Raw genomic sequence first — 21,824 nt, 5'->3', positions numbered from 1 at the left:
TCAATGACATCGAAAAACAAGACAGCGCTGGTCACTGGCGTGACGGGACAGGATGGGGCGTATCTGGTCGAACTCCTGCTGGAGAAGGGCTATACGGTCCATGGCGTGAAACGCCGGTCTTCCTCGTTCAACACCGGACGTATCGAGCATCTCTATCAGGACCCGCATGTCGATGACCCGCGCCTGATCCTCCACTATGGCGACATGACCGATTCGACGAACCTCATCCGGATCGTCCAGGAGTCCCAGCCAGACGAGATCTACAACCTCGCCGCACAGAGCCACGTCCAGGTCTCCTTCGAGACGCCTGAGTACACCGCGAACGCCGACGCCGTGGGCGCGCTTCGCCTGCTCGAGGCGATCCGTATCCTCGGCATGGAAGACAAGACCCGCTTCTACCAAGCGTCTACCTCGGAGCTTTATGGCCTCGTTCAGGAAGTGCCACAGAAGGAAACCACCCCCTTCTATCCGCGCAGCCCTTACGCTGCCGCCAAGCTCTACGCTTACTGGATCGTGGTGAACTACCGCGAAGCCTATGGCATGCACGCCTCCAACGGCATCCTCTTCAACCACGAGAGCCCGCTGCGCGGCGAGACCTTCGTGACCCGCAAGATCACGCGCGCGGCTGCCGCCATCAAGCTTGGCCGTCAGGAAAAGCTCTATCTCGGCAACCTCGACGCCCAGCGCGACTGGGGCCATGCCCGTGAATATGTCCGCGGCATGTGGCTCATGCTGCAGCAGGACAAGGCGGACGACTATGTTCTCGCCACCGGTGAGACGACCCATGTGCGCCAGTTCGTCGAGTGGGCCTTCGAAGATGTCGGCATCAAGCTCGAATGGAAGGGCAAGGGCGTCGACGAGAAAGGCTACTGCTCGGAGACCGGCAAATGCCTCGTCGAGGTCGATCCACGCTACTTCCGCCCGACCGAGGTTGAGCTCCTGCTCGGCGATCCGGCCAAGGCGAAGAAGCAGCTCGGCTGGAGCCACGAGACCTCACCGCGCGATCTCGCTCGTGAGATGGTCCAGTCGGACCTCAAAGTCATGCAGCGCGACCCGGTCTGGAAGGACGCCTGATCATGTATGACCTCGCTGGAAAACGGGTGTGGGTTGCCGGCCATCGCGGGATGGTCGGCGCCGCAACCGTGCGCCGTCTGGAGCAGGAAAACTGCGAGGTGATTATCGCCGTGGTGAAGCAAAACTGGTAAGGGAGAAGCGCCCGGCTGCCTTGCAGCCCTCGTGGCTGCCTGGGTCTTAATCATATAACTCATGTCCTGCGGCGATGACGAAGATGCGCTGGTTCGGGCCAAGTCTCGCGTTTGACTTGGGCGCGCCGACACCAAATCGCTTCAGCGGCAGCTCATTCAAACAATATTCGCGTTGATTCGAGGCACTGCGTTTCCACGCCTCATGACGGGGTCACCAAGACGCTTCCAGCTCCGCCCGCTTCTCAGATGATAATTTTCGGCATCGGCACATCCTCCGGCTTTTGAGCACCAGCCGAAAGAGATCAAATGCCGGGCACGCAGGACAAGAGTATCACTAATGGACGATTTACCCTGCTCGCGTAGAAAATTTCCCTGCTCTGGGTCGAAAAATTCCCTGTTCTTCCGCGCAGGGAATTTCGCTCCAAAGCGCTGTAAATACGGAAGTTTAGGCTGTTGGAAGTAAGCTCTACCCTGCAAAAATCAGCGATTTCCCTGTAAATCGGACAATAACAGGGAAATTCGTTCAGAAACGTGCTGCACCACTCTCCCTTTGGATTTGACTAGTCTCGAACAGCTGAGCTTACACAGACGCTCATTGACCCACTGTTTTTCCAAGGGATTTTGAGCATGAGTAAGTTTGAACGGTCCAACCCGGCGCAGCATGCCAGCGATCTGGATAGGGATGCATTTTCTCGCCCAACCGTCAGAGATCTGTTCCAGAGGTATGAGCGAGACTTCTTGCCTCGACTGGCAAAGATCGGTCAGCGCGATGCGCGGCGTTATTTCAAGGTGTGGATCATCCCACATATCGGCTCCAAAAAGGTTGAGGACGTGACCTTCACGGATTGCGAACTCATCCACCGGCTCGCTTCAGAGAGGACGCCCACCACCGCAAACCGTGTTCTGGCGACCCTGCGCCGCTGTCTGAACCTTGCTGTTCGCTGGGGATGGATAAAACGCAACCCAGCTATCGGCATAGAGCTGAACTCTGAAAACCAGCGCGACCGATTCCTGAATTCCGTAGAGATTGATCGCTTGCTGAAAGCTCTGGATGAGCATCCTCGCCGCGACTCAGCTGACGCGATCAAACTGATGCTTTTCACGGGATGTCGACGAAGCGAGGCGCTGAGCGCCCGGTGGGAGCAGTTCGACAGCGACTTCAAGGTCTGGACGAAACCCGAATCCAACACAAAACAACGTCGGCGACACCGCGTGCCTCTCTCAAAGGCCGTTGCCATCCTGCTCAAGAAACGACAATCCCAGTTACCAGATGCGGAAAGCCCGTTTGTCTTTCCTTCCCGAACTGGCACGGCGTTGAAGGAAGTGAGAAGAACCTGGGCGCGGGTATTGAAGGAGGCCGAAATCGAGGGCTTTAGACTTCACGACCTCCGCCACACATTTGCGAGTTTGGCTGTGTCCAAGGGGAATAGTTTGCCTGTTATTGGCGCCCTGCTCGGTCACACACAGACCCAAACGACAGCAAGATACGCTCATCTATATGATGCGCCGCTATTGGAGGCGGCTGAACAGGTCTCACAGGCAATAACTGAGCGCACTCGAGACGCTGCGCCTCGGAGGAAGCCAATGCCTGTACGAAAAAACCATCGCCCAGCGAAGGTGAAGCTTCGCACCCCGAAAGCTAAAATACGCTAGTTTCTGAGGCCGAAGGCGGAATCGGAATTTGCCCGAGAGCTTCGCCACAAACGCCTGAATTGACGGAGAAAATGGTACGCCCAACAGGATTCGAACCTGTGACCTACTGATTAAAAGTCAGTTGCTCTACCGACTGAGCTATGGGCGCGCCGAAGCGTGCTAACTAGTCGACTGCGGGCGGCAGGTCAACGCGCTGCAACGCCCTAATTGCAGGTGAAATTGCGCCACTATTCTGCCGACTTGCTGGTGTCTTCTATGAGACATGAAACAGGTCGCCATTCTTGCCCTTCTCTCAATGCCGCTCGTGCTAGCTTCTTGCGCCAGCAAACCCGCCGGACAGGCGGTGTCCCAGACCCGCGCCGGCTTTACCGATGCGGCCCTTTCCCCGCTTGAGGACCTCAACCTTCGCAAGGATGAAGTGCCGGGCGTGCTCGCGGCCATTTCCAACCCCTACAAGGTCGACCACGACGCATCCTGCGCCGACATCGCCTCAGAAATCGAGACACTGGACGCGGTCCTGCCTCCGGACTGGGACGAGCTGACAGAAGAAGAACAGGCTTCCCTGTCAGAGCTTGCCGCTGACACCGCTTCTGATGGCGTGCTTGGCGTCGTCGCCTCCGAAGCGCGCGGGCTCATCCCCTATCGCGGCTGGGTAAGGCGTCTCAGCGGCGCCAACAGCCATGAGAAGAAGGTGCGCGCCGCCTTTGACCGCGGCCGCGCCCGCCGGACGTATTTGAAAGCCATCGGCCGCACCAAGAATTGTGAGGGCATTGCCGCGCCCGTATTTGCGGAAGACAAGGAGCCGCCGGTTGTCTATCGCGGCGACAGGCCGCTCAAGACCAAAGTGGCGGAGAAAACAAACTCGGGTACGCCGCCGATTACGCCCGACCCCCTCCAGCCGCCTGAGCCAGATGGCCCGGTTGATCTCAGGCGTCCTTCGGCATCCGCGCAGACGACTTCGTTGAAGCCCATCGACGACTAAGCTCGGCGCGCAGTGCCTCGAACCGGTTTTCCTCGATGGCGAGACGGATTTCCGCCATTAAGGCTTGGAAGAAGGCGGTGTTGTGCCAGGACAGGATCATCGAGCCGAGATACTCGCCAGACTTTATCAAGTGATGCAGATAAGCCTTTGAATAGTCCTGACTTGCGGGCGACGGCACAGCCTCATCAATCGGCGAAGTGTCTTCCGCAAATCGTGCATTCTTGAGGTTGATCGGCCCGTCCCACGTCCATGCCTGCCCATGCCGACCAGCGCGGGTTGGCAAGACACAATCGAACATGTCGATGCCGCGGGCGACGCTCTCGACAAGGTCGATCGGCTTGCCGACGCCCATTACATAGCGCGGCTTGTCACCCGGAAGATGCGGGACCGTCATGTCGATGGTCGCGCACATCTGGTCGTGCCCCTCCCCTACGGCGAGCCCGCCCAGCGCGATGCCGCCAAACCCCTGAGCTACGACGCCCTTGGCCGATTTCTCTCGAAGGTCAGGGAAATTTGAGCCCTGGACGATGCCGAACAGCGTCTGTGTGTCCCGTTCCCCGAAGGCTTCAAGGCTACGCGCCCCCCAATCGAGCGAGAGGTTGAGAGAGCGCTCAGCCTCTTCATGCGTACACGGAAAGTCAGTGCATTCGTCAAGCTGCATCGAGATGTCGGCGCCCAGTAGGTCGGCCTGGATCTCGATGCTGCGCGCTGGTGTCAGGCGGTGCTCGGAGCCATCAATATGGCTTCTGAAGGTCACTCCATCGGCGTCCATCTTGCGAAGCTGCGACAAAGACCAGACCTGAAAACCACCGCTATCTGTGAGCATCGGGCCCCTCCAGCCGGAAAACGCATGCAAACCGCCGAGGCGTTTCACCCGTTCTGCGCCCGGGCGCAGCATCAGATGGTAGGTGTTGCCGAGGATAATATCGGCGCCGGCCTGTTCGACCTGGTCCATATACAGCGCCTTGACGGTCGCCGCCGTCCCGACGGGCATGAAGGCCGGTGTACGGATACCGCCGCGCAGGGTCTTCAACACACCTGTACGCGCCTTGCCCTCACGGGCCTTTATCTCAAACGGAAATGTCGCCATGGGCGCGGCTCTAGCGATTATCGCTCACAAGGCAAGCCCGGGCCGTCAGGGACGCAGCAGGCACGCATCGCCATAAGAGTAGAAGCGATAGCCTTCCTTGATGGCATGCGCGTACGCAGCCTGCATGATGTCTGTGCCCATCAGTGCGCAGACCAGCATGAAGAGAGAGCTTTCAGGCAGGTGGAAATTGGTCACCAGCGCATCGGTCGCCTGTAGTCTGTCGCCAGGTTTCAGGAAGATGTCGGTCGGCCCCAGCGTCGGCACGATTGTCCCGCCCTCGACGGAGCTTTCCAGCGTACGCAGCGCCGTGGTGCCGACGGGAACGACCCGCCCACCCTTGGCGCGCACCGCATTCAGCTTCTCAGCCACTTCGGGGCTTACCCGCCGCCATTCTTCATGCAGGCGCCCGCTCTCCAGCTGGCTCTCCTGCAAGGGGGAAAATGTCCCCAGACCAACATGCAGACGCACCCACTCACTCTTGATGCCTGCAGCCGCGATTTCCTCACGAAGGCGCGGTGTGAAATGCAGGCCGGCGGTCGGCGCGGCCACCGATTGCGCCTCTTCGCCGGCAAAGCTTGTCTGATAGGTCTCGCGGTCTTTCGCATCGGCTGCCCGGCGCCGCGCAATATAGGGCGGCAGTGGCATCGCCCCGAACGCATCCAACGCCTCGTCGAGCGCGTCCCCGGCCCTGTTGAAGACCAGCAGCAGGTCGGCGCCGTCGCCCTTCTCCCTGACGGTCGCCTCGAAGCCCTCGCCAAACGCGATTGTATCGCCCGGCTTCAACCGCTTGCCCGGCCTGGCGAGCGCCCGCCATGTGTCCGGGCTCACCCGCTCGACCAGATTGGCATCGACATTGACGTCCGCGCCTGTCTCATCGCGCGCCGGGCGTACGCCCTTCAACGCCGCAGGAATGACGCGTGTGTCATTGAAGACCAGCGTATCCCCAGCCGACAGATAGCGCGGCAGGTCGCGTACGCCCGCATCCTCCAGCCGGCCATCGCCGTGGACCACAAGCAGGCGCGCAGCATCCTGCGGCTCAACGGGCCGCAGGGCGATCAGCTCTTCTGGAAGCTCGAAAGCAAAGGCGGATAGGTCCACCCTGCCCTCCTATTCTGCAACGACCGCCGGTACGCGCATCACGTCGCAGATGTCCGTGTCGGTCTGGTCTGCTTCGGCGAGGCGTGCGGTCCATTCCTCGGTGTCGCTGCGCTGGACGAACACTTGCGGGCGTTCGCTCTCTGGCAAATCGGTCACCATGTACGCCCGTTGCAAAACGTCCGGATTAGCGATCGGCACGCCTGTGCCAGCTGGGCCGTGCTTGATCGCGCGGACGACGTCAAAACCGTCAACGACGCGCCCCCAAGCGGTGTACTGCTTGTCCAGATGATCAGCCTGATGACGCATCAGGAAGAATTGGCTGTTCGCGGAATTGGGGTCGCTCGTGCGGGCGGTCGACACGACGCCCGGGCAGTGAGGGATCCAGCGCTCAACGGCTGCATCACCGGTCAGCTCAGCCAGGAACTGGGCCTGCGTCCCCATCGGGAAGCCCATATAGAGGCCTTGTGTCGCTGAATCCATCGGACCGATGACGTTCATCGGCATTTCGCCTGGATTGGCGCGGAAGACAAACTCACCATTGATATTTGGCAGGCCAGAACCTTCGCCATTCAGCGCCGTGATATCGCCGCCCTGCGCCATGAAGTCATCAATGACGCGGTGAAAGACAGTGCCGTCCCATTTGCCTTCGCTAGCGATGGTGCGAAACTGATCGGCATGGGCCGGGGCCACCTGCGGCAGCATCTCGATAATGATACGGCCCTTGGTGGTCTCCATCACCATCAGGTTTTCAGCATCGGCTTCGCGCCAGGCATCTGGCGACGCCTCGACATCATCCATCGTGTAGACTGGCGGCTCTGGGGCTTCAGAGGCCCCTTGCGCACACGCGGTTGCGCCCGCCATGCCTGCAAGAACCAGCGTGCTTACCGCAAATGTCGAAAATCTCACTTATACTTCTCCAGAAGCTTGGCCCGCACGCTTGGCGTGACGAACGATGAAATATCGCCCCCGAACTTCGCAATTTCCTTCACGAGGCGCGAAGCCACAGCCTGATGCTGAACATCCGCCATCAGGAAGACAGTTTCAATCTCGCGGTTCAGCTGCTCGTTCATGGCCGTCATCTGGAATTCGTATTCGAAGTCCGAAACAGCCCGCAGCCCCCGGATGATGACATGGGCGCCGCACGCCTCTGCAAAATGCATCAGCAGATTGTCGAACGGACGAACCTCAATCTCGACACCGCGCGGATTGTGCAGCTTGGCCGTTTCTTCCTCGACGATCGCGGTGCGTTCATCGAGAGAGAAAAGCGGCTTCTTGGCTTCGTTGACGGCAACACCGACGATCAGCTTGTCGACCAGTTTCAGCCCGCGGCCGATAATGTCGAGGTGCCCCGCCGTGATGGGGTCGAACGTCCCCGGATAAAGCCCGACACGTTGCATGGACACTCTCCTCGCCTAGTCATCTTTTGGCGCCGCCCCGGGCGGGGACGGCTTATTCTTCCTCTGTATCGTCTTCGCCGTCTTCTACAAGGCGTGCCACAGAGACAACCCGTTCGCCTTCATTGGTGCGGAGCACCCAGACGCCTGAAGTCGCGCGCCCTGCGATACGGATCTGGTCGACGCGTGTACGGATCAGCTGGCCCGCATTCGTCACCAGCATGACCTGGTCATTGTCGTCGACCGTGAAGGATTGCGCGATTTGCTTGACCGGACCCTTCTTCTTGTCAGAGCCCCAGATATTGTGCGCCACGAGACCTTTGCCGCCGCGCCCGGTGACGCGGTAGTCATAGGAAGACGAGCGCTTGCCCATGCCGTCGTCGGCAACCGTCAGGATGAACTCCTCGGCCGCGCCCATTTCGGCGATGCGTTCAGGGCTGAGCGATACCTCGTCCTCGCCTGCATCCTCCTCATCGTCGGCGATGGCTTCGCCCTCGTCCTCTTCCTCGCCAGAGATCGCACGCATCTTCGCAATCTCATGCTTGCGATAGGCACGCGCCTCAGCAGACGTGAAGTCGAGATGGTGCAGAATGCCGAGCGAGATAACCTCGTCGCCCTTGTCCAAACGGATACCGCGCACACCGGTCGAGTTGCGGCCCGCAAAGACGCGCACATCATCGACCCGGAAGCGGATACATTTGCCCAGCACCGTCGTCAGCATGACGTCATTCTGCTCGGAGCAGATCTTCACCGAGACAATGCCGTCGCCCTCGTCCAGCTTCATGGCGATCTTGCCGTTGCGGTTCACCCGCGTGAAGTCAGACAGCTTGTTCCGGCGCACCGTGCCGGACCGGGTCGCGAACATGAGGTCGAGTTCCTCGCGCGCGGCCTCATCATCGGGCAGCGGCATCACGCTTTCGATGCGCTCATCCTTTGCCAGCGGGAAAATGTTGACCAGCGCCTTGCCACGCGCCTGCGGGGAGCCGACGGGCAGACGCCAGACCTTCTCCTTGTAGACCATGCCTTCTGAACTGAAGAACAGGATCTCGGTGTGCGTGTTGGCCGTAAACAGCCGCGTCACGAAATCCTCGTCCTTCATCGACATGCCAGAGCGGCCTTTACCGCCGCGATGCTGCGTGCGGTAGGTCGAAAGCGGCACGCGCTTCACATACCCGCCATGCGTCACGGTCACGACCATGTCTTCGCGCTCGATGAGGTCTTCATCATCGAGATCGGCATCCACGAAGGTGAACTCCGAGCGCCGCGGCACAGCGAACTTCTCTTTCACCTCATTCAGCTCACCCCGGATAATGTCGAGGATACGCGGACGTGAGCGCAGGATATCGAGATAGTCGGCAATCTTGTCCGATAGACCCTTGGCCTCATTGCCGATCTCGTCCCGGCCAAGACCGGTAAGACGCGACAGTTGCAGCGCAAGGATAGAGCGGGCCTGCTCATCGGATAGATAGATGGTGTCACCTTCAGCGCGGCGTGTCCGCTTGTCAGCGATCAGGTCGATCAGCGGGCCCATATCCATCATCGGCCACGCCTTGGCGAGCAACTGCTCACGCGCGGCATTCGGGTCCGGTGCGTTTCGGATGATGCGGATGACTTCGTCGATATTGGCGACAGCCAGCGCAAGGCCAACGAGAACGTGGGCGCGGTCGCGCGCCTTGTTCAGCTCGAACTTGGTGCGCCGGGCAACCACTTCCTCGCGGAACTGGATAAAGGCCTGAAGCACGGCGCGCAGGTTCAGCTGCTCCGGCCGACCACCATTCAGCGCCAGCATGTTGACCGGGAACGACGTCTGCAGCGGCGAGAAGCGGAAGAGCTGGTTCAGCACGACGTCTGCGCTTGCATCCTTCTTGATCTCGATGACCACGCGAATGCCGTGACGATCGGATTCGTCGCGCAGGTCCGCAATGCCTTCGATGCGCTTATCGCGCACCAGTTCGGCAATCTTCTGGACCATCGAGGCCTTGTTCACCTGATAGGGAATCTCTGAAACAATAATGGCTTGGCGGCCAGACTTCACGTCCTCGATCTCGGTGCGTGCCCGCATCAGGACAGAGCCGCGACCTTCAAGCAGCGCCTTGCGCGAGCCGGCATAGCCAAGGATCAGACCGCCCGTCGGAAAGTCCGGGCCGGGCACGATCTCAAGCAGGGCTTCGTCATCAATCCCCGGCTCGTCAATCATGGCGAGCGTCGCATCGACGACCTCGCCCAGATTGTGCGGCGGAATGTTGGTCGCCATACCGACAGCGATACCGCCGCCGCCATTGACGAGAAGGTTCGGATACTGCGCCGGCAGAACCATCGGCTCCTGTTGGACGCCGTCATACGTGTCCTGGAACTGGACCGTATCCTTGTCGATGTCGGCAAGCAGGTACTGCGCCGCCTTGGTCATCCGCGATTCCGTATAACGCATCGCAGCTGGCGGATCGTTGTCGATCGAGCCGAAATTGCCTTGGCCGTCGACAAGCGTCAGGCCCATGGAGAATGGCTGCGCCATTCGCACGAGCGCGTCATAGATCGCGCTGTCGCCGTGCGGGTGGAAGTTACCCATCACGGCACCGACGATGTTGGCGGACTTCTTGTAGGCCTTGTCCGGCGTATTGCCGTTAATATGCATCGCATAGAGGATGCGGCGGTGCACCGGCTTCAGGCCGTCACGAACGTCCGGCAGCGCACGGCTGACGATCACGCTCATCGCATAATCGAGGTAGGACCGCTTTAGCTCGTCCTCGATATCGACCGGGTCGATGCCATCCTCATACGGGGTTTCTGGCGTTTCCGGCTCGTCCGGCGGAGTGGTCTCGTCGCTCACGGGCTTTAGGCCTCTTTGTCTGCTTTGCGCGCGGCTTCGAATCGCCCGCGATCACTAGCTTTCAGACTAGCAAACGCAGGCACCCGACACAAACAGGAGCGCCGCTTTTCAGCAGCGCTCCCCCGTGACGCGAAAGCGGCTACAAAGCCTTGTAATTACAGCAGGTCGCCGCCAGCCGCCGCTGCGGTCGTACCGTCCTTCTTGAAGGCGCGGATGACGTTCTTGCCGGTGATCCATTTGTGGACCTCATCCGGGCCATCGACGAGCCTCTGTGAGCGGATGTGCGTGTACCAGGCGGCCAGCGGCGTATCGAGCGAATAGCCAAGCGCGCCGTGCAGCTGGATCGCCGTATCGACCACCTTGTGGACCATGTTCGCGAGGAAGACCTTGGCGATGCCGTTCTCCTGGCGAAGGTCCATGCCGTTCTCGGCCTTGTAGGCGATGTGCATCAGCATGAGGCGCGCGATGTAGAGCTGGCTTGCGCACTCCGCCAGCATGAACTGGACGCCCTGACGGTCTTCAAGGCCCTTGCCGAACGTGGTCCGGCTCGTGACCCGCTCGGTCGCAAGGTCCAGCGCCCGCTGCGCCATGGCGACATTGTGCATGCCGTGGCGCAGGCGCCCATAGGCAAGCCTGTGCTGGCCCATGGCAAAGCCCTTGCCCTCGCCGCCGAGCAGATTTTCCTGCGGAACGCGAAGGTTCTCGATCTTCACCTCGGCATGCCCGCCGCCCATGATCTCATAGAGGGGGCCATGCACCGCCATGGTCGGGATATCGCGGACGATATTATAGCCCTCATTCGGCAGTTCGACGATGAAGGTCGAGAACTGCTCATGGCGCGGCGCTTCCGGATTGGTCTTCGCCATGACAACGGCGATGTCAGCAACGCTGGCGGCCGAGGAATACCACTTCTCACCGTTCAGCACGTAATGGCTGTTGCCGTCCTTTTCCGCGCGGGTCTGCATGCCGGTCGCGTCGGCGCCGGCCGCCTTTTCCGTCATCGAATAGCAGACGCGCTTCTCGCCATTCAGGATCGGCTTGAGGAATTTTTCTTTCTGATAGTCAGTGCCGTGCGCGAGCAGCGTCAGCATGGTCGCGTCATCCGGCCCCTGAGAGTTCATCGACAGCGCGCCAAGATGGCTCTGGCCGAGCTCCATCTGGACTAGCGCATTGGCGAGCGGGCCAAGTCCCATGCCGCCATGCTCCTCAGGAATGAAGGGCAGCCACAGCCCCTGGGCGCGCGCCTTGGCGCGCAGCTCATTCAGGACGGTCTTATAGTCCTCACCATCGGTAAGGCGCTTTTCGGCTGGAATACACTCGTCCTGCACCCACTGGCGCACCTTCTCGCGGACTTTCTTTGCGTCTTCCGGAATGGTGAAATCGATAGCCATATTTTCTCTCCCTGATCGTTATCTGGGGACAGGCTAGGCAGGATTGCGCAGGCTGCACAGGCCTGCCGCCGCGTCGCTCCGCCCCGATGAAGACAAGAATTCTCCTCTCACGCGCCCCAGCTTTGCCAATGCTGCGCGCCAGCCTATGGTCTCCCGCGATGGGTAGAGAGGATTCTGTAGATGAAACTGACACCGACGCGCCGCCAGTCGATCCAATGGCTCGCCGCAGGCCTGGCTGCTGGATGCGCCGCCCGCCCGGCGAACAGCGAGCAGCCCCAAACGACCAGTGGCTGGCGCGATGGACCGTCGCTCCCCTTCCCCGTTCAGGAAATCTATCCCTGCCTCCATGCTGGCCGCATCCATCTTGCGGGCGGGTTCATTGCCGAAGATGGCCGCATCACCGGCCCGACCGCGGCCCACAACGCGCTTGACCTGGAAACCGGCAAATGGACGCCGCTCGCTGACCTGCCTGTCGCCCGGCATCATCCGCAACTCGTCAGCGTGAATGGCGCGCTTCACTGCATTGGCGGCTTCCAGTCCGGCCCCGAAGGCGGCTGGCAGATGCAAAGCACTGCATGGCGCTATGATGCCACTGGCGACGCCTGGCTCCCGGCGACGTCCCTGCCCGTCGTGAACGGCGAGAGCAGCGGCGGCATCATCCGCGGAAAGCTGTATCTCGCGGGCGGGCGCCAGCCATCGGGCACCCGTAATCTCGACTGGAATGACCACACCGATGTGGGCACCCTGCTCTGCTTCGACGGCGCGCGCTGGGAAGTGCTCGCTTCAATGCCAACAGCGCGCAATAGCGCCATTGCGGGTGTGCTCGACGGACGCCTTCACATCGTCGCCGGCCGCACTGTCGATGGTGGCAATACGGCCGTGCATGAAGTCTATGACCCCGGCACGGATCGCTGGGAAACGCTCGCCCCCATGCCGCGCGCGCAGGGCGGTCTCGCCAGCGGCGTGGTGGACGGCAAGCTCTACACATTCGGCGGCGAATGGTTCGACAATGGCGGCGGCGTTTATGAAGACGCCTGGGTGTACGATCCACGCAATGACCGCTGGTCCGCGATCGAGGATATGCCGAAGCCCCGTCACGGCCTTGGCGGCGTCACGGTCGGCTCAGACATATATCTCATCGGCGGCGCGCTGGAGCGCGGCGGCAGCCGGACCAGCGCCGCAGTAGAGATATACACGCCTTGACGCAGCGAGCGCCCCGCGCAAAGAGCGCGCATGTCCGACACACCTGAAGCCGATACCGAAGCCGAAGTCGTTCCACACAAATGGTACGAAGATGTGCAGGCGCTCATCCTTGGCACCCTGCTGCTCAGCTTCGGCGTGATCCTCTATAGCGAAGCCATGCTGATTACCGGCGGCGTCGCGGGCACCAGCCTTCTGGTGGAGTTCGGCACCTCCCTGACCTTCGGCCCGGTTTTCTTCGTGCTGAACCTGCCCTTCTTTGCGCTGTCCATCCTGCGCATGGGCTGGGGCTTTACCCTCCGGACTTTCGCCTCGGTGGCGCTCGTCTCGGCGCAGACCCGGCTCCTGCCGCTCTGGGTGGATTTCAGCTTCCTCGCCCCCGCCTTCGCAGCGGTCGCAGGCGCAGCCATGATGGGCGTCGGCCTCGTCGTCCTGCTGCGCCACCGCGCAGGCATTGGCGGCGTAACCATCCTGTCCCAGTTCCTTCAGGACCGCGGCATCATCCGCGCCGGCCTGTTCCAGCTCATCGTCGATCTGATCATTCTGGTCATCGCGCTGTTCATGCTGCCGCTGAAGCTCGTCGCGCTGTCCATTGTCGGTGCGTTCGTGCTGAACCTCACTGTCGCGATCAATCACCGCCCCGGCCGCTATCGCGGGATGAGCTAGTCCAGGCGTCCCGGCGCTGCTAATCTTGCGCCTCATGGATGAGATTGAAATTGCGCCCTACGACCCGGACTGGCCGACCGCCTTCGAACGCGAGCGCAGCCGACTCGCTGCGGCGACAACTGATATCGATATGCTCGATCTTGTTCATTTCGGCAGCACCGCGATTGCGAACATGCCCGCAAAACCAATCATCGACATGCTGATGATCGTGTCCGATCTGGCGCGCGCACGCGCCGTTCTACCGGAGAGGCTGGACAGGCTTGGCTACGATTTCTGGGCGGAAAATCCGAAGACCGACCGTCTCTTCTTTGTGCGGGGCATGCCACCGCGCGGCGAAAGACGAACGCATCACCTTCATGTCTGTGAACCCGGCAGCGAAATGCATCGTCGCCTCGCCTTCCTGGAGTACCTCAACGACCATCCCGAAGAAGCGCACTCCTATGCCGAGCTCAAGAAAGGCCTTGCGGCGCGCTATAGCAAAGACCGCGAGGCCTATACGCGCGCCAAACGAGCTTTTGTCGACAGGATCATACGCCTTGCGGGCGACGCCTGAGAGGACAGCTCATTGCGGCTCGCCGGTCTCTTCATCTACCGGGCGCGGGCGCAAGTCACTCATTTCGATGCGCCAGCTCAGCTCCTCGGTAGAGGCGCCGGGCAGATCCGCGACGCGGCTGAGCACGACCGGACCCTGCATCATATAGGCGTCACCATTCTGGAGCTCACCTTCCATGGTCACCTGACCCTCGAAGTAGAGCTTGCCGGCATTGTCTTCCGCACGACCATCTTCAATCGTGATGGAGACGGTCTGATACTTCTCGTGGGCCTCGGCGTACTCCTCTGCCGACAGGCCACTTGCCTCGCCATTCTGAGCCCAGACCTGGCGAGCGGTTTCCCAATCGCGTGCTTCCAGGGCGTTGGCCCAGCGCTGCAATGCAGCTTCCGCTTCCGGCGTCTCAATCACTGCCTGTTCGGCAGCCGATTGCCTGTCAGCCTCGCTCGGCGCCTGCGCCTCAGCGTTTTCGGGATTGCCCGGCGAGATGAGACCGCCTTCCGACGTCTCGTCGCCGCCGCCGCAAGCCGAAAGGGCGAACGCGGTGACCGCAGATAATAGTAGAAGTCTGATCATCGCACGGAACTCCTGATAGCGCTGGCCGAAAACGGCTAGCTAGTCCACCGGTTCCGCGCGACGAGCGTAAGAGGCTAGGTCTAGAACGGGATCTCGTCTTCGAAGTCCTGGTTGAAGTCCTGCGGCGGACCGTCGAGCTGGCGCGGGCCACCGCCGCCGCCACCACCGTAGCCGCCACCGCCCATGCGGCCGCCACCGCCGCCGCCCTGGCCACCGCCAGCGCTGTCCAGCATGGTCAGCGTGCCGTCATAGCCTTGCAGGACAACCTCGGTCGAATAGCGGTCCTGGCCATTCTGGTCCTGCCACTTGCGGGTCTGCAGCTTGCCTTCGATGTAAACCTTGGAGCCCTTTTTCAGGTATTGCTGCGCGATCCGCACAAGACCTTCAGAGAAGATTGCCACCTGGTGCCACTCGGTCCGCTCGCGGCGCTCACCGGTGTTCTTGTCTTTCCAGGTATCAGACGTCGCAATACGCAGATTGCAGACCTGGCCGCCATTCTGGAACTGACGCACTTCCGGGTCTGCACCCAGATTGCCAATGAGAATGACCTTGTTCACTGAGCCTGCCATATCGCGCTCCATTCATTTCGGGTTCGAATCCAGCTTCCGGGTGTAATACGTCACTTGGCGCATGTCGCCCTCACACCCCATATTTCCACAATCGGCAGCTTAAATGGCTGCAGACGGCACAATGTTCATTTTTTGTTCTGGTCGTCAAGCTGGACTCCAGTTACACATGATACTTCAACGCAAGACGAGGCGCGGTCCCGAAAGGCTATGTCGATGACGTCACCCGATCTTCGCATGATCCGCGTGCGCGGCGCGAAAGAACATAATCTGAAGAATGTCGACGTGGACATTCCTCGCGACAAGCTTGTCGTGCTGACGGGGCTGTCCGGTTCGGGCAAGTCCTCGCTCGCCTTCGACACGATCTATGCCGAGGGCCAGCGGCGCTATGTCGAGAGCCTGTCTGCCTATGCGCGCCAGTTCCTCGAACTGATGCAGAAGCCCGATGTCGAAAGCATCGAAGGTCTCTCCCCGGCGATCTCGATCGAGCAGAAGACCACGTCCAAGAACCCGCGTTCGACCGTCGGCACTGTCACCGAGATCTACGACTATATGCGCCTTCTCTGGGCGCGCGTCGGCATTCCGTATTCGCCGGCCACAGGCCTTCCGATCCAGAGCCAGACCGTCTCGGAAATGGTCGATCGCACGATGGATCTGCCGGAAAAGACACGTCTTTACCTGCTCGCGCCCATGATCCGTGGCCGTAAGGGTGAGTACAAGAAAGAGTTCGCCGAACTTCTGAAGAACGGCTTCCAGCGCGTGAAGGTCGATGGCGAGTTTCACGATCTTGAAAGCCCGCCAACGCTCGACAAGAAGTTCAAGCACGACATTGATGTTGTCGTGGACCGCGTCGTCATCCGCGAAGGCATGGAGCAGCGCCTCGCAGAGAGCTTCGAGACCGCCCTCGGCCTCGCCAACGGCATCGCCGTGCTGGAATATGCCGACCTCGAAGAAGGCGAGACCGAGCACAAGCGCATCACCTATTCTGCCAACTTCGCCTGCCCGGTCTCCGGCTTCACGATTCCGGAGATTGAGCCGCGTCTCTTCTCATTCAACAATCCGTTCGGGGCCTGCCCGGCCTGCGATGGCCTTGGCGAACAGTCCAAGGTCGACCCTGAGCTTGTCGTGCCTGACAAGGATCTGTCGCTTGCAAAAGGTGCCATCGCCCCATGGGCCCGCGCCGCGTCGCCCTACCAGACGCAGACGCTGCAGGCGCTGGCCGACCATTACGATTTCGACCTCGACACCGCCTGGAACAAGCTCGCGCAGAAGGTGCGCGACGTGATCCTCAACGGCACCGGCGATGAGGAAATCCAGTTTGTCTATGATGATGGCCTGCGCCGCTACGAAGTGAAGAAGACCTTCGAAGGCGTCATCCCGAACCTCAACCGCCGCTACCGCGAAACTGACAGCCAGTGGGCCCGCGACGAGATCTCAAAGTTCCAGTCCGCCGCCCCCTGCCCGTCCTGTAACGGCAAGCGCCTGAAGCCCGAAGCGCTCGCGGTAAAGATCGACGGACTCGATATTTCCGACAGCGCCGAATTCTCGATCAAGCAGGCTGGCGACTGGTTCGGCAAGGTCGTCGACACGCTGAACGATCAGCAAAAGGAAATCGCGACCCGCATCCTGAAGGAAATCAATGACCGGCTGGTCTTCCTCAATGCGGTCGGCCTTGAATACCTCTCCCTGTCACGCGCCTCCGGCACGCTGTCGGGCGGCGAAAGCCAGCGCATCCGGCTCGCCAGCCAGATCGGCTCTGGCCTGCAGGGCGTGCTCTACGTGCTCGACGAGCCCAGCATCGGGCTCCACCAGCGCGACAATGAACGCCTTCTGGAAACGCTGAAGCGCCTGCGCGACCTTGGCAACTCCGTCCTCGTCGTCGAGCATGATGAAGACGCGATCCTGACCGCTGACCATGTCATCGATATGGGCCCGCGCGCGGGCGTCCATGGCGGCCAGATCATCGCTGAAGGCACGCCAGAAGAAGTCATCTCCCACCCGGACAGCCTGACGGGCGCGTTCCTGTCAGGCAAGGAAGAGATCGCCATCCCGGCCAAGCGCCGCCTGAAGAAAAAGTCCCGCTCGCTCACCGTGAAAGGCGCGAGCGGCAACAACCTGAAAAATGTCGACGCGACCATCCCGCTCGGCACCTTCACGGCGATTACGGGTGTCTCCGGCGGCGGCAAGTCCACGCTCATCATCGAGACACTCTACAAGGCGCTTGCCCGCAAACTGAACGGCGCCTCGCAGGCCCCATCGCCTTATGAGAGCCTCGAAGGCCTGAACCATCTCGACAAGGTCATCGATATCGACCAGTCGCCCATCGGCCGCACACCGCGTTCCAACCCGGCGACCTATACCGGCGCCTTCGGGCCGATCCGTGACTGGTTCGCCGGCCTGCCAGAAGCCAAGGCGCGCGGCTACAAGCCGGGCCGCTTCTCCTTCAATGTGAAGGGCGGGCGCTGCGAGGCATGTCAGGGCGACGGTGTCATCAAGATCGAGATGCACTTCCTGCCGGACGTCTACGTCACCTGCGAGACCTGTAACGGCAAACGCTATAACCGCGAGACGCTGGAAGTCCTCTACAAGGGCAAGTCCATCGCAGACGTGCTCGACATGACCGTGGAAGAGGCTGAAAAGTTCTTCCACGCCGTGCCAAGCATCCAGTCCAAGATGGAAACGCTGAGCCGGGTCGGCCTCACCTATATCAAGGTCGGCCAGCAGGCGACGACGCTCTCAGGTGGTGAGGCGCAGCGCGTCAAACTGGCGAAAGAGCTTTCCAAACGCGCAACGGGCCGCACGCTCTACATTCTCGATGAACCGACCACCGGCCTTCACTTCGAGGACGTTCGCAAGCTTCTCGAAGTGCTGCATGAGCTCGTCGATGCCGGCAACACGGTCGTGGTGATCGAGCACAATCTCGACGTCATCAAGACCGCCGATCACCTCATCGATATCGGCCCCGAGGGCGGTGATGGCGGCGGCAAGATCGTTGCTGTCGGCACGCCTGAAGAGGTGGCTGCCATCGAAGAAAGCTGGACCGGACGCTTCCTTGCGGAAACTTTCCGTCGTCAGGATGAACGCCGCGCGTCGTACGCCAAAAGCCTGAAAGCAAAACAGGCGGCCGAATAGCGCCGCCTGCCTCTACGCAAACACGTCCGGGGCCTGCGCAATGCCGCCGCCGCGCGGATCGGTCTTGGCCGCCAGCGATGCCGGGCCTGCCCAGACATAGGCAAGCAGGCCATTGAAGGTCAGCAGGACGGCGTAGATGCCGATCATGCTGGCAATGAACCGGCCCTGCAGGATGAAGAAAATCAGTTCTGCAGGATTCTGCTCGACCTGCTCAAAGTCGCCAAAGTTCGAGATGAAGATGGAAATCGTCGCGGCTGCCCCGCCCGTATAGAGCACCGTGACGATGATCCAGAAAATGATGCCCAGGAACACATAGGCAAAGAAGAGCGGCAGGAAGCGGCCGCGGCTTGCGCCCCATGCATTCAGGAACTGTAGCCGCCGATCGCGGATCGTAAGGCCCGCCGCCGGTGACAAACGCACCGTGCAATACATCCAGCCAAACGCCGCGAGCAGGAAGACGATCGGAAAGCTGAAGCCGAGCGCATAATTCTCGCCCCCGCCAATGCTCATGATCATCGCGCCCAGAATGCCCGCGATGATCGCGCTCGCGAGATAACCGACAATGTTGAACAGGATCCACATGACCGCGACCAGCAGCAGGCGGAATTCATCGGCACCGACACCAATGCTGAAGCCCTCCTCGCGCACATAGCGCCGCTGGATGGCCGCTTCGAACATGGACCAGACAAGCGCGGTCAGCAGCAGAAGGCCGATATAGGAAAAGATGATCCGGCCAGCCATTCCCGTGATCTCGCGCGTGATGACAACTTCCACGTCATCGCCAGTCATGGCGCCGCGTGCGACCTGAAGTAATGCGTTCGTGAAAAGCCCGATCAGTGGCTGGAAGAGGAGATAGGCCAGCCCGCCCATGAGGAGCACGGCGATGAGATAGGTGAGCGCATATTTCCAGATGAAGCCGCCCGGCCCGCGCGCCTGCGCAAAATGCAGCATTGCATTCGCGAAACTGAAACGATGCTCCACCCTGCCCCTCCCCGGACCTGATACAGCCTCAGCAATCAGCCGAAAGTCGTCTCCGCGTCAACACGGGTGGGGGCGAGACGCTGATAAAGCGCGACCGCCAGCCCGTGACCCAGCCAGTAGAAAGGCGCAAGGATTAGGAAGGCGACCGCGGCAAGGCCCGCGAATTCAAGATCACCCAGTGCCTCTGCCGATTCAGGTGGCGGCGCGTAGACGCTGATCACCGTCGTGATCCCGCCCGCATGCAGTACGAGCGAAGCGATCAGAGAAAGAACAAGCCACGGCAAAAGCTGCAGGCTGACCCAGACAAGCGCCAGTTTGGACACATGCTTCGCGGTCCATGGCCAGCTGCGAAAAATGGTGACATGACGCTCTGCAATCGTTGCCGCGCCGAACAGGAAAAGCCGCAGCCCCAGCCAGATCAGCGCGCCTGCCGACACGAGCAGCAACAGGTACAGGATGATCGCCGCGCCAGAACCGGACAGCGCATCGATCGACCGCCACACCTCATCCGCCGCCTGCCCGCTTTCTGACGGGTCATAGCCCGACGCATCAATCAGCACGCCGGCAAAGATCGAGAAGAACAGCGTCATCAGGAAGAGAAGGATGAAATAGAGCCCGTAGACCGCAAGGTTGGCGAGAAACAACCGGCTCGCATCCCCGAACACACCTGATGTTCCGGCCTCAGGCAGCAGTTTCCGGTACATGGTCGCAGACCAGAAGCTTCCGACGAAGATCACCAGAAGCCCCATGGCAAACCAGTAAAATACCGGCTCGCCGCCCTCGCTCGCCAAGCGGTTCACATAACTCTGCGCAAAGACGGCAGCCGCCATGAGAAGCAGGCCCGGCAATGTCGGGATCGCCACCTTGCGCGCATGGCTGAAAGTATCTCTCGAAATTGTGGCGGTGTGTAAGGCCAAACCCGCTACCCTGCTTGCAAGATCACTGAAGTCACGCCGCTAGGCTAAGCATGCAGGCCGGGACAAAGTCGAACGAAAATGGCCGTGACAGGACATCGTGTCCCACCACGGCCTTCAAAATGGTCTGCGCCGTGCCTAGCTGTCGCGCCGCGCGTCAGGCAGGCGGTCATTGATGTCGTCGCGGATATCAAGAACGGCGACGATCAGGCCGCAAATAACGCTGGCCACGATCCAGCCCGCGATCGTGAAACCAACGATCTCTGCAACACGCGCGATATCGCCGGTGAGGCCATAACCAGCAGCGAACTGCCCATGCTGATAGATCCCGAGCAGAACGCCGCACGCGATGATCGCAAGATAGGCAATATAAACCATCGCCCGGAAGCTGTTGATGATAAAGAACTTCATTCCTATTCCCCCAAATAACAAAGCCTGGCTACAGGACTATTCCTGGCCAAAAACGCAGCGCGGTGCCGCTTCCAGAATGAACTCGAAAACCTGACGCTGCTCATTTGCCGAGTTGCCGGAGATGGCCACCTCGCCTTCGCCATTGTTGCGGGCAATTTCCGCAAACTTGGCGAACAGCTCATCGTCTAGCGTTTCCTCTGCCGCATCGGTCAGGCACTCGCATTCTGCCTTCTCCATACCGACTTCAGTCTCGCAGAACTCCATGATCGCTGCCCGGTCTCTTGAGCTACCGTTGCAGGCCGCAAGAGCGATACTGGCAAGCAGGATTGAGACTGGGAATTTCATCGTGGCGTCCTTCTAAGGCTTTCTAGGCTTCAGTCTTCTCACGAACCCTTTGGAGGCTCCAGAAAAGACTGAGTTTATTCCCGGCGGAGAATCCGGTCGAAGCTGATGCGCCCCTGCCGCTTCCGAAGGAATTCAGCCTTCACCGCGTCGCGATCATAATCTTCCTTCACCCACGTCATAAAGTCTTTTCCCGTCTCGCGCGAGCTCTCGAGATAGGCTTCGAAGAAGGCGTCCAGCATGCCCGTCTTGCCTGCTTTGACATGCAGGTAACGGCCAGACAGCTGCTTCAGTGCTTTCTCCACCGGCATGTCCTGACGGATGATCATATAGAGCGCGCTCATCAGACCGGCCCGGTCCGCGCCCGACTTGCAGTGCATCAGCGCTGGATACTCAATGGTCTCAAACAGGTCGCGAGCGGCCTCAATGCGCTCAGGCGTCGGCGTGTCGCGGGAGAAGACCTGGAAATCGACGAGCGTAATACCAACCGCTTCGCAAGCTTCCTTCTCGAGGAGGTAATACCCCTTCGTGCTATCGCCGCGCAGATTGATGATCGTCTTGATGCCGCGCGCGCTCGCATGCTCGGCGACCTGCCGAGGATTCGGCTGGTTCGAACGCCACATTTCGGGGCTGATCTGGTGCAGGTTCTGAAAGCCCTCGCGCAGAAAGCCGTGATCGCCCAGCACCAGCTCCATCTGCGCGCGGCGGCGTCCATTCGCCGTCGTCAGGTCCGGCGCAATGTGCGGCGGCTTCTTGCGCTTCTTCTTTTTCTTGAGCGGCGCTTTGCGCTCTGGCTCTTGGTCAGGCTGGGTCATCGCTGTTTTGGCTACCCAAGCCCGGCGATCC

Annotated in this window: 20 protein-coding genes, 1 tRNA gene and 1 pseudogene; 8 read left to right on the top strand and 14 right to left on the bottom strand. The window is 60.7% G+C overall.

Annotated elements, in window-relative coordinates; all coding sequences use genetic code 11:
- Positions 1 to 3: 3 nt before the first annotated feature.
- From gmd to D1222_RS08415, 3 genes and pseudogenes are all read left to right on the top strand, one after another.
- The gene (gmd, locus tag D1222_RS08425; RefSeq protein WP_119453664.1) at positions 4 to 1,074 is read left to right on the top strand and encodes a GDP-mannose 4,6-dehydratase; all 1,071 of its coding nucleotides are present in this window, start codon (positions 4 to 6) and stop codon (positions 1,072 to 1,074) included.
- Positions 1,075 to 1,076: 2 nt separating this feature from the next.
- A pseudogene (locus D1222_RS08420) lies at positions 1,077 to 1,184 on the top strand (NAD-dependent epimerase/dehydratase family protein); the annotation flags it as partial.
- Positions 1,185 to 1,832: 648 nt separating this feature from the next.
- Positions 1,833 to 2,858: a tyrosine-type recombinase/integrase gene (locus tag D1222_RS08415; RefSeq protein WP_119453822.1), complete on the top strand. Its 1,026-nt coding sequence runs from the start codon at positions 1,833 to 1,835 to the stop codon at positions 2,856 to 2,858.
- A 72-nt stretch (positions 2,859 to 2,930) separates the two neighbouring features.
- On the opposite strand, the gene D1222_RS08410 is transcribed toward D1222_RS08415, so the two are convergent.
- Positions 2,931 to 3,006, bottom strand: a tRNA-Lys gene (locus D1222_RS08410).
- Between the two features lie 114 nt (positions 3,007 to 3,120).
- On the opposite strand from D1222_RS08410, the gene D1222_RS08405 reads away from it, so the two are divergent.
- A complete protein-coding gene (locus D1222_RS08405; protein ID WP_119453821.1) occupies positions 3,121 to 3,840 on the top strand; it encodes a hypothetical protein in 720 nt (239 codons plus the stop codon).
- On the opposite strand, the gene tgt is transcribed toward D1222_RS08405, so the two are convergent.
- From tgt to D1222_RS08375, 6 genes are all read right to left on the bottom strand, one after another.
- The gene (gene tgt / locus D1222_RS08400; protein WP_119453820.1) at positions 3,785 to 4,930 is read right to left on the bottom strand and encodes a tRNA guanosine(34) transglycosylase Tgt; all 1,146 of its coding nucleotides are present in this window, start codon (positions 4,928 to 4,930) and stop codon (positions 3,785 to 3,787) included. The two genes, D1222_RS08405 and tgt, sit on opposite strands and share 56 nt — an antisense overlap.
- Positions 4,931 to 4,975: 45 nt before the next feature.
- Positions 4,976 to 6,028 carry a tRNA preQ1(34) S-adenosylmethionine ribosyltransferase-isomerase QueA gene (gene queA / locus D1222_RS08395; RefSeq protein WP_119453819.1) on the bottom strand — a complete coding sequence of 351 codons (1,053 nt, stop codon included), beginning with the start codon at positions 6,026 to 6,028 and terminating at the stop codon, positions 4,976 to 4,978.
- A gap of 9 nt (positions 6,029 to 6,037) precedes the next feature.
- Positions 6,038 to 6,934, bottom strand: a complete 897-nt coding sequence (locus tag D1222_RS08390) for a peptidylprolyl isomerase (RefSeq protein ID WP_119453818.1) — start codon at positions 6,932 to 6,934, stop codon at positions 6,038 to 6,040.
- Positions 6,931 to 7,425, bottom strand: coding sequence for a pantetheine-phosphate adenylyltransferase (gene coaD, locus D1222_RS08385; RefSeq protein ID WP_119453817.1), 495 nt, complete (start codon positions 7,423 to 7,425; stop codon positions 6,931 to 6,933). The genes D1222_RS08390 and coaD overlap by 4 nt, the downstream gene beginning before the upstream one ends.
- A gap of 52 nt (positions 7,426 to 7,477) precedes the next feature.
- The gene (gyrA, locus tag D1222_RS08380) at positions 7,478 to 10,249 is read right to left on the bottom strand and encodes a DNA gyrase subunit A (protein ID WP_119453816.1); all 2,772 of its coding nucleotides are present in this window, start codon (positions 10,247 to 10,249) and stop codon (positions 7,478 to 7,480) included.
- Between the two features lie 155 nt (positions 10,250 to 10,404).
- Positions 10,405 to 11,640, bottom strand: a complete 1,236-nt coding sequence (locus tag D1222_RS08375) for an acyl-CoA dehydrogenase family protein (RefSeq protein ID WP_119453815.1) — start codon at positions 11,638 to 11,640, stop codon at positions 10,405 to 10,407.
- Positions 11,641 to 11,820: 180 nt separating this feature from the next.
- Between D1222_RS08375 and D1222_RS08370 the strand changes: the two genes are divergently transcribed.
- From D1222_RS08370 to D1222_RS08360, 3 genes are read left to right on the top strand one after another with little or no spacing between them, the layout of a single operon-like run.
- Positions 11,821 to 12,843, top strand: coding sequence for a Kelch repeat-containing protein (locus D1222_RS08370; RefSeq protein ID WP_119453814.1), 1,023 nt, complete (start codon positions 11,821 to 11,823; stop codon positions 12,841 to 12,843).
- A 30-nt stretch (positions 12,844 to 12,873) separates the two neighbouring features.
- Positions 12,874 to 13,506 (top strand): YitT family protein, encoded by a 633-nt coding sequence (locus tag D1222_RS08365; RefSeq protein ID WP_119453813.1) that lies wholly within the window; start codon positions 12,874 to 12,876, stop codon positions 13,504 to 13,506.
- Between the two features lie 34 nt (positions 13,507 to 13,540).
- The gene (locus D1222_RS08360) at positions 13,541 to 14,059 is read left to right on the top strand and encodes a GrpB family protein (RefSeq protein ID WP_119453827.1); all 519 of its coding nucleotides are present in this window, start codon (positions 13,541 to 13,543) and stop codon (positions 14,057 to 14,059) included.
- A 9-nt stretch (positions 14,060 to 14,068) separates the two neighbouring features.
- Here D1222_RS08360 and D1222_RS08355 read toward each other — a convergent pair whose 3' ends face one another.
- Positions 14,069 to 14,632 carry a hypothetical protein gene (locus tag D1222_RS08355; protein ID WP_119453812.1) on the bottom strand — a complete coding sequence of 188 codons (564 nt, stop codon included), beginning with the start codon at positions 14,630 to 14,632 and terminating at the stop codon, positions 14,069 to 14,071.
- An 80-nt stretch (positions 14,633 to 14,712) separates the two neighbouring features.
- The gene (ssb, locus tag D1222_RS08350) at positions 14,713 to 15,201 is read right to left on the bottom strand and encodes a single-stranded DNA-binding protein (RefSeq protein ID WP_119453826.1); all 489 of its coding nucleotides are present in this window, start codon (positions 15,199 to 15,201) and stop codon (positions 14,713 to 14,715) included.
- Between the two features lie 213 nt (positions 15,202 to 15,414).
- On the opposite strand from ssb, the gene uvrA reads away from it, so the two are divergent.
- Complete coding sequence (gene uvrA, locus D1222_RS08345) at positions 15,415 to 18,330, top strand: excinuclease ABC subunit UvrA (RefSeq protein ID WP_119453825.1); 2,916 nt, start codon at positions 15,415 to 15,417, stop codon at positions 18,328 to 18,330.
- 12 nt (positions 18,331 to 18,342) lie between these two features.
- Here the strand turns inward: uvrA and D1222_RS08340 are convergent, their stop codons facing one another.
- The 5 genes from D1222_RS08340 to D1222_RS08320 all read right to left on the bottom strand — a co-directional run bounded on the left by D1222_RS08340 (position 18,343) and on the right by D1222_RS08320 (position 21,793).
- A complete protein-coding gene (locus D1222_RS08340) occupies positions 18,343 to 19,311 on the bottom strand; it encodes a hypothetical protein (RefSeq protein ID WP_147371839.1) in 969 nt (322 codons plus the stop codon).
- Between the two features lie 35 nt (positions 19,312 to 19,346).
- On the bottom strand, positions 19,347 to 20,228 hold the full coding sequence (locus D1222_RS08335) for a hypothetical protein (RefSeq protein WP_147371838.1): 882 nt from the start codon (positions 20,226 to 20,228) through the stop codon (positions 19,347 to 19,349).
- A 135-nt stretch (positions 20,229 to 20,363) separates the two neighbouring features.
- Complete coding sequence (locus D1222_RS08330) at positions 20,364 to 20,636, bottom strand: hypothetical protein (protein ID WP_119453809.1); 273 nt, start codon at positions 20,634 to 20,636, stop codon at positions 20,364 to 20,366.
- 36 nt (positions 20,637 to 20,672) lie between these two features.
- Positions 20,673 to 20,981 (bottom strand): hypothetical protein, encoded by a 309-nt coding sequence (locus D1222_RS08325; protein ID WP_119453808.1) that lies wholly within the window; start codon positions 20,979 to 20,981, stop codon positions 20,673 to 20,675.
- A 74-nt stretch (positions 20,982 to 21,055) separates the two neighbouring features.
- A complete protein-coding gene (locus D1222_RS08320; protein ID WP_119453807.1) occupies positions 21,056 to 21,793 on the bottom strand; it encodes a fused DSP-PTPase phosphatase/NAD kinase-like protein in 738 nt (245 codons plus the stop codon).
- Positions 21,794 to 21,824: the final 31 nt, after the last annotated feature.

Source organism: Henriciella algicola, from assembly GCF_003576245.1.
GTDB lineage: Bacteria > Pseudomonadota > Alphaproteobacteria > Caulobacterales > Hyphomonadaceae > Henriciella > Henriciella algicola.
Note: the sequence above shows the minus strand (reverse complement) of the source record. Positions and strands in the feature narration are given on the sequence as shown.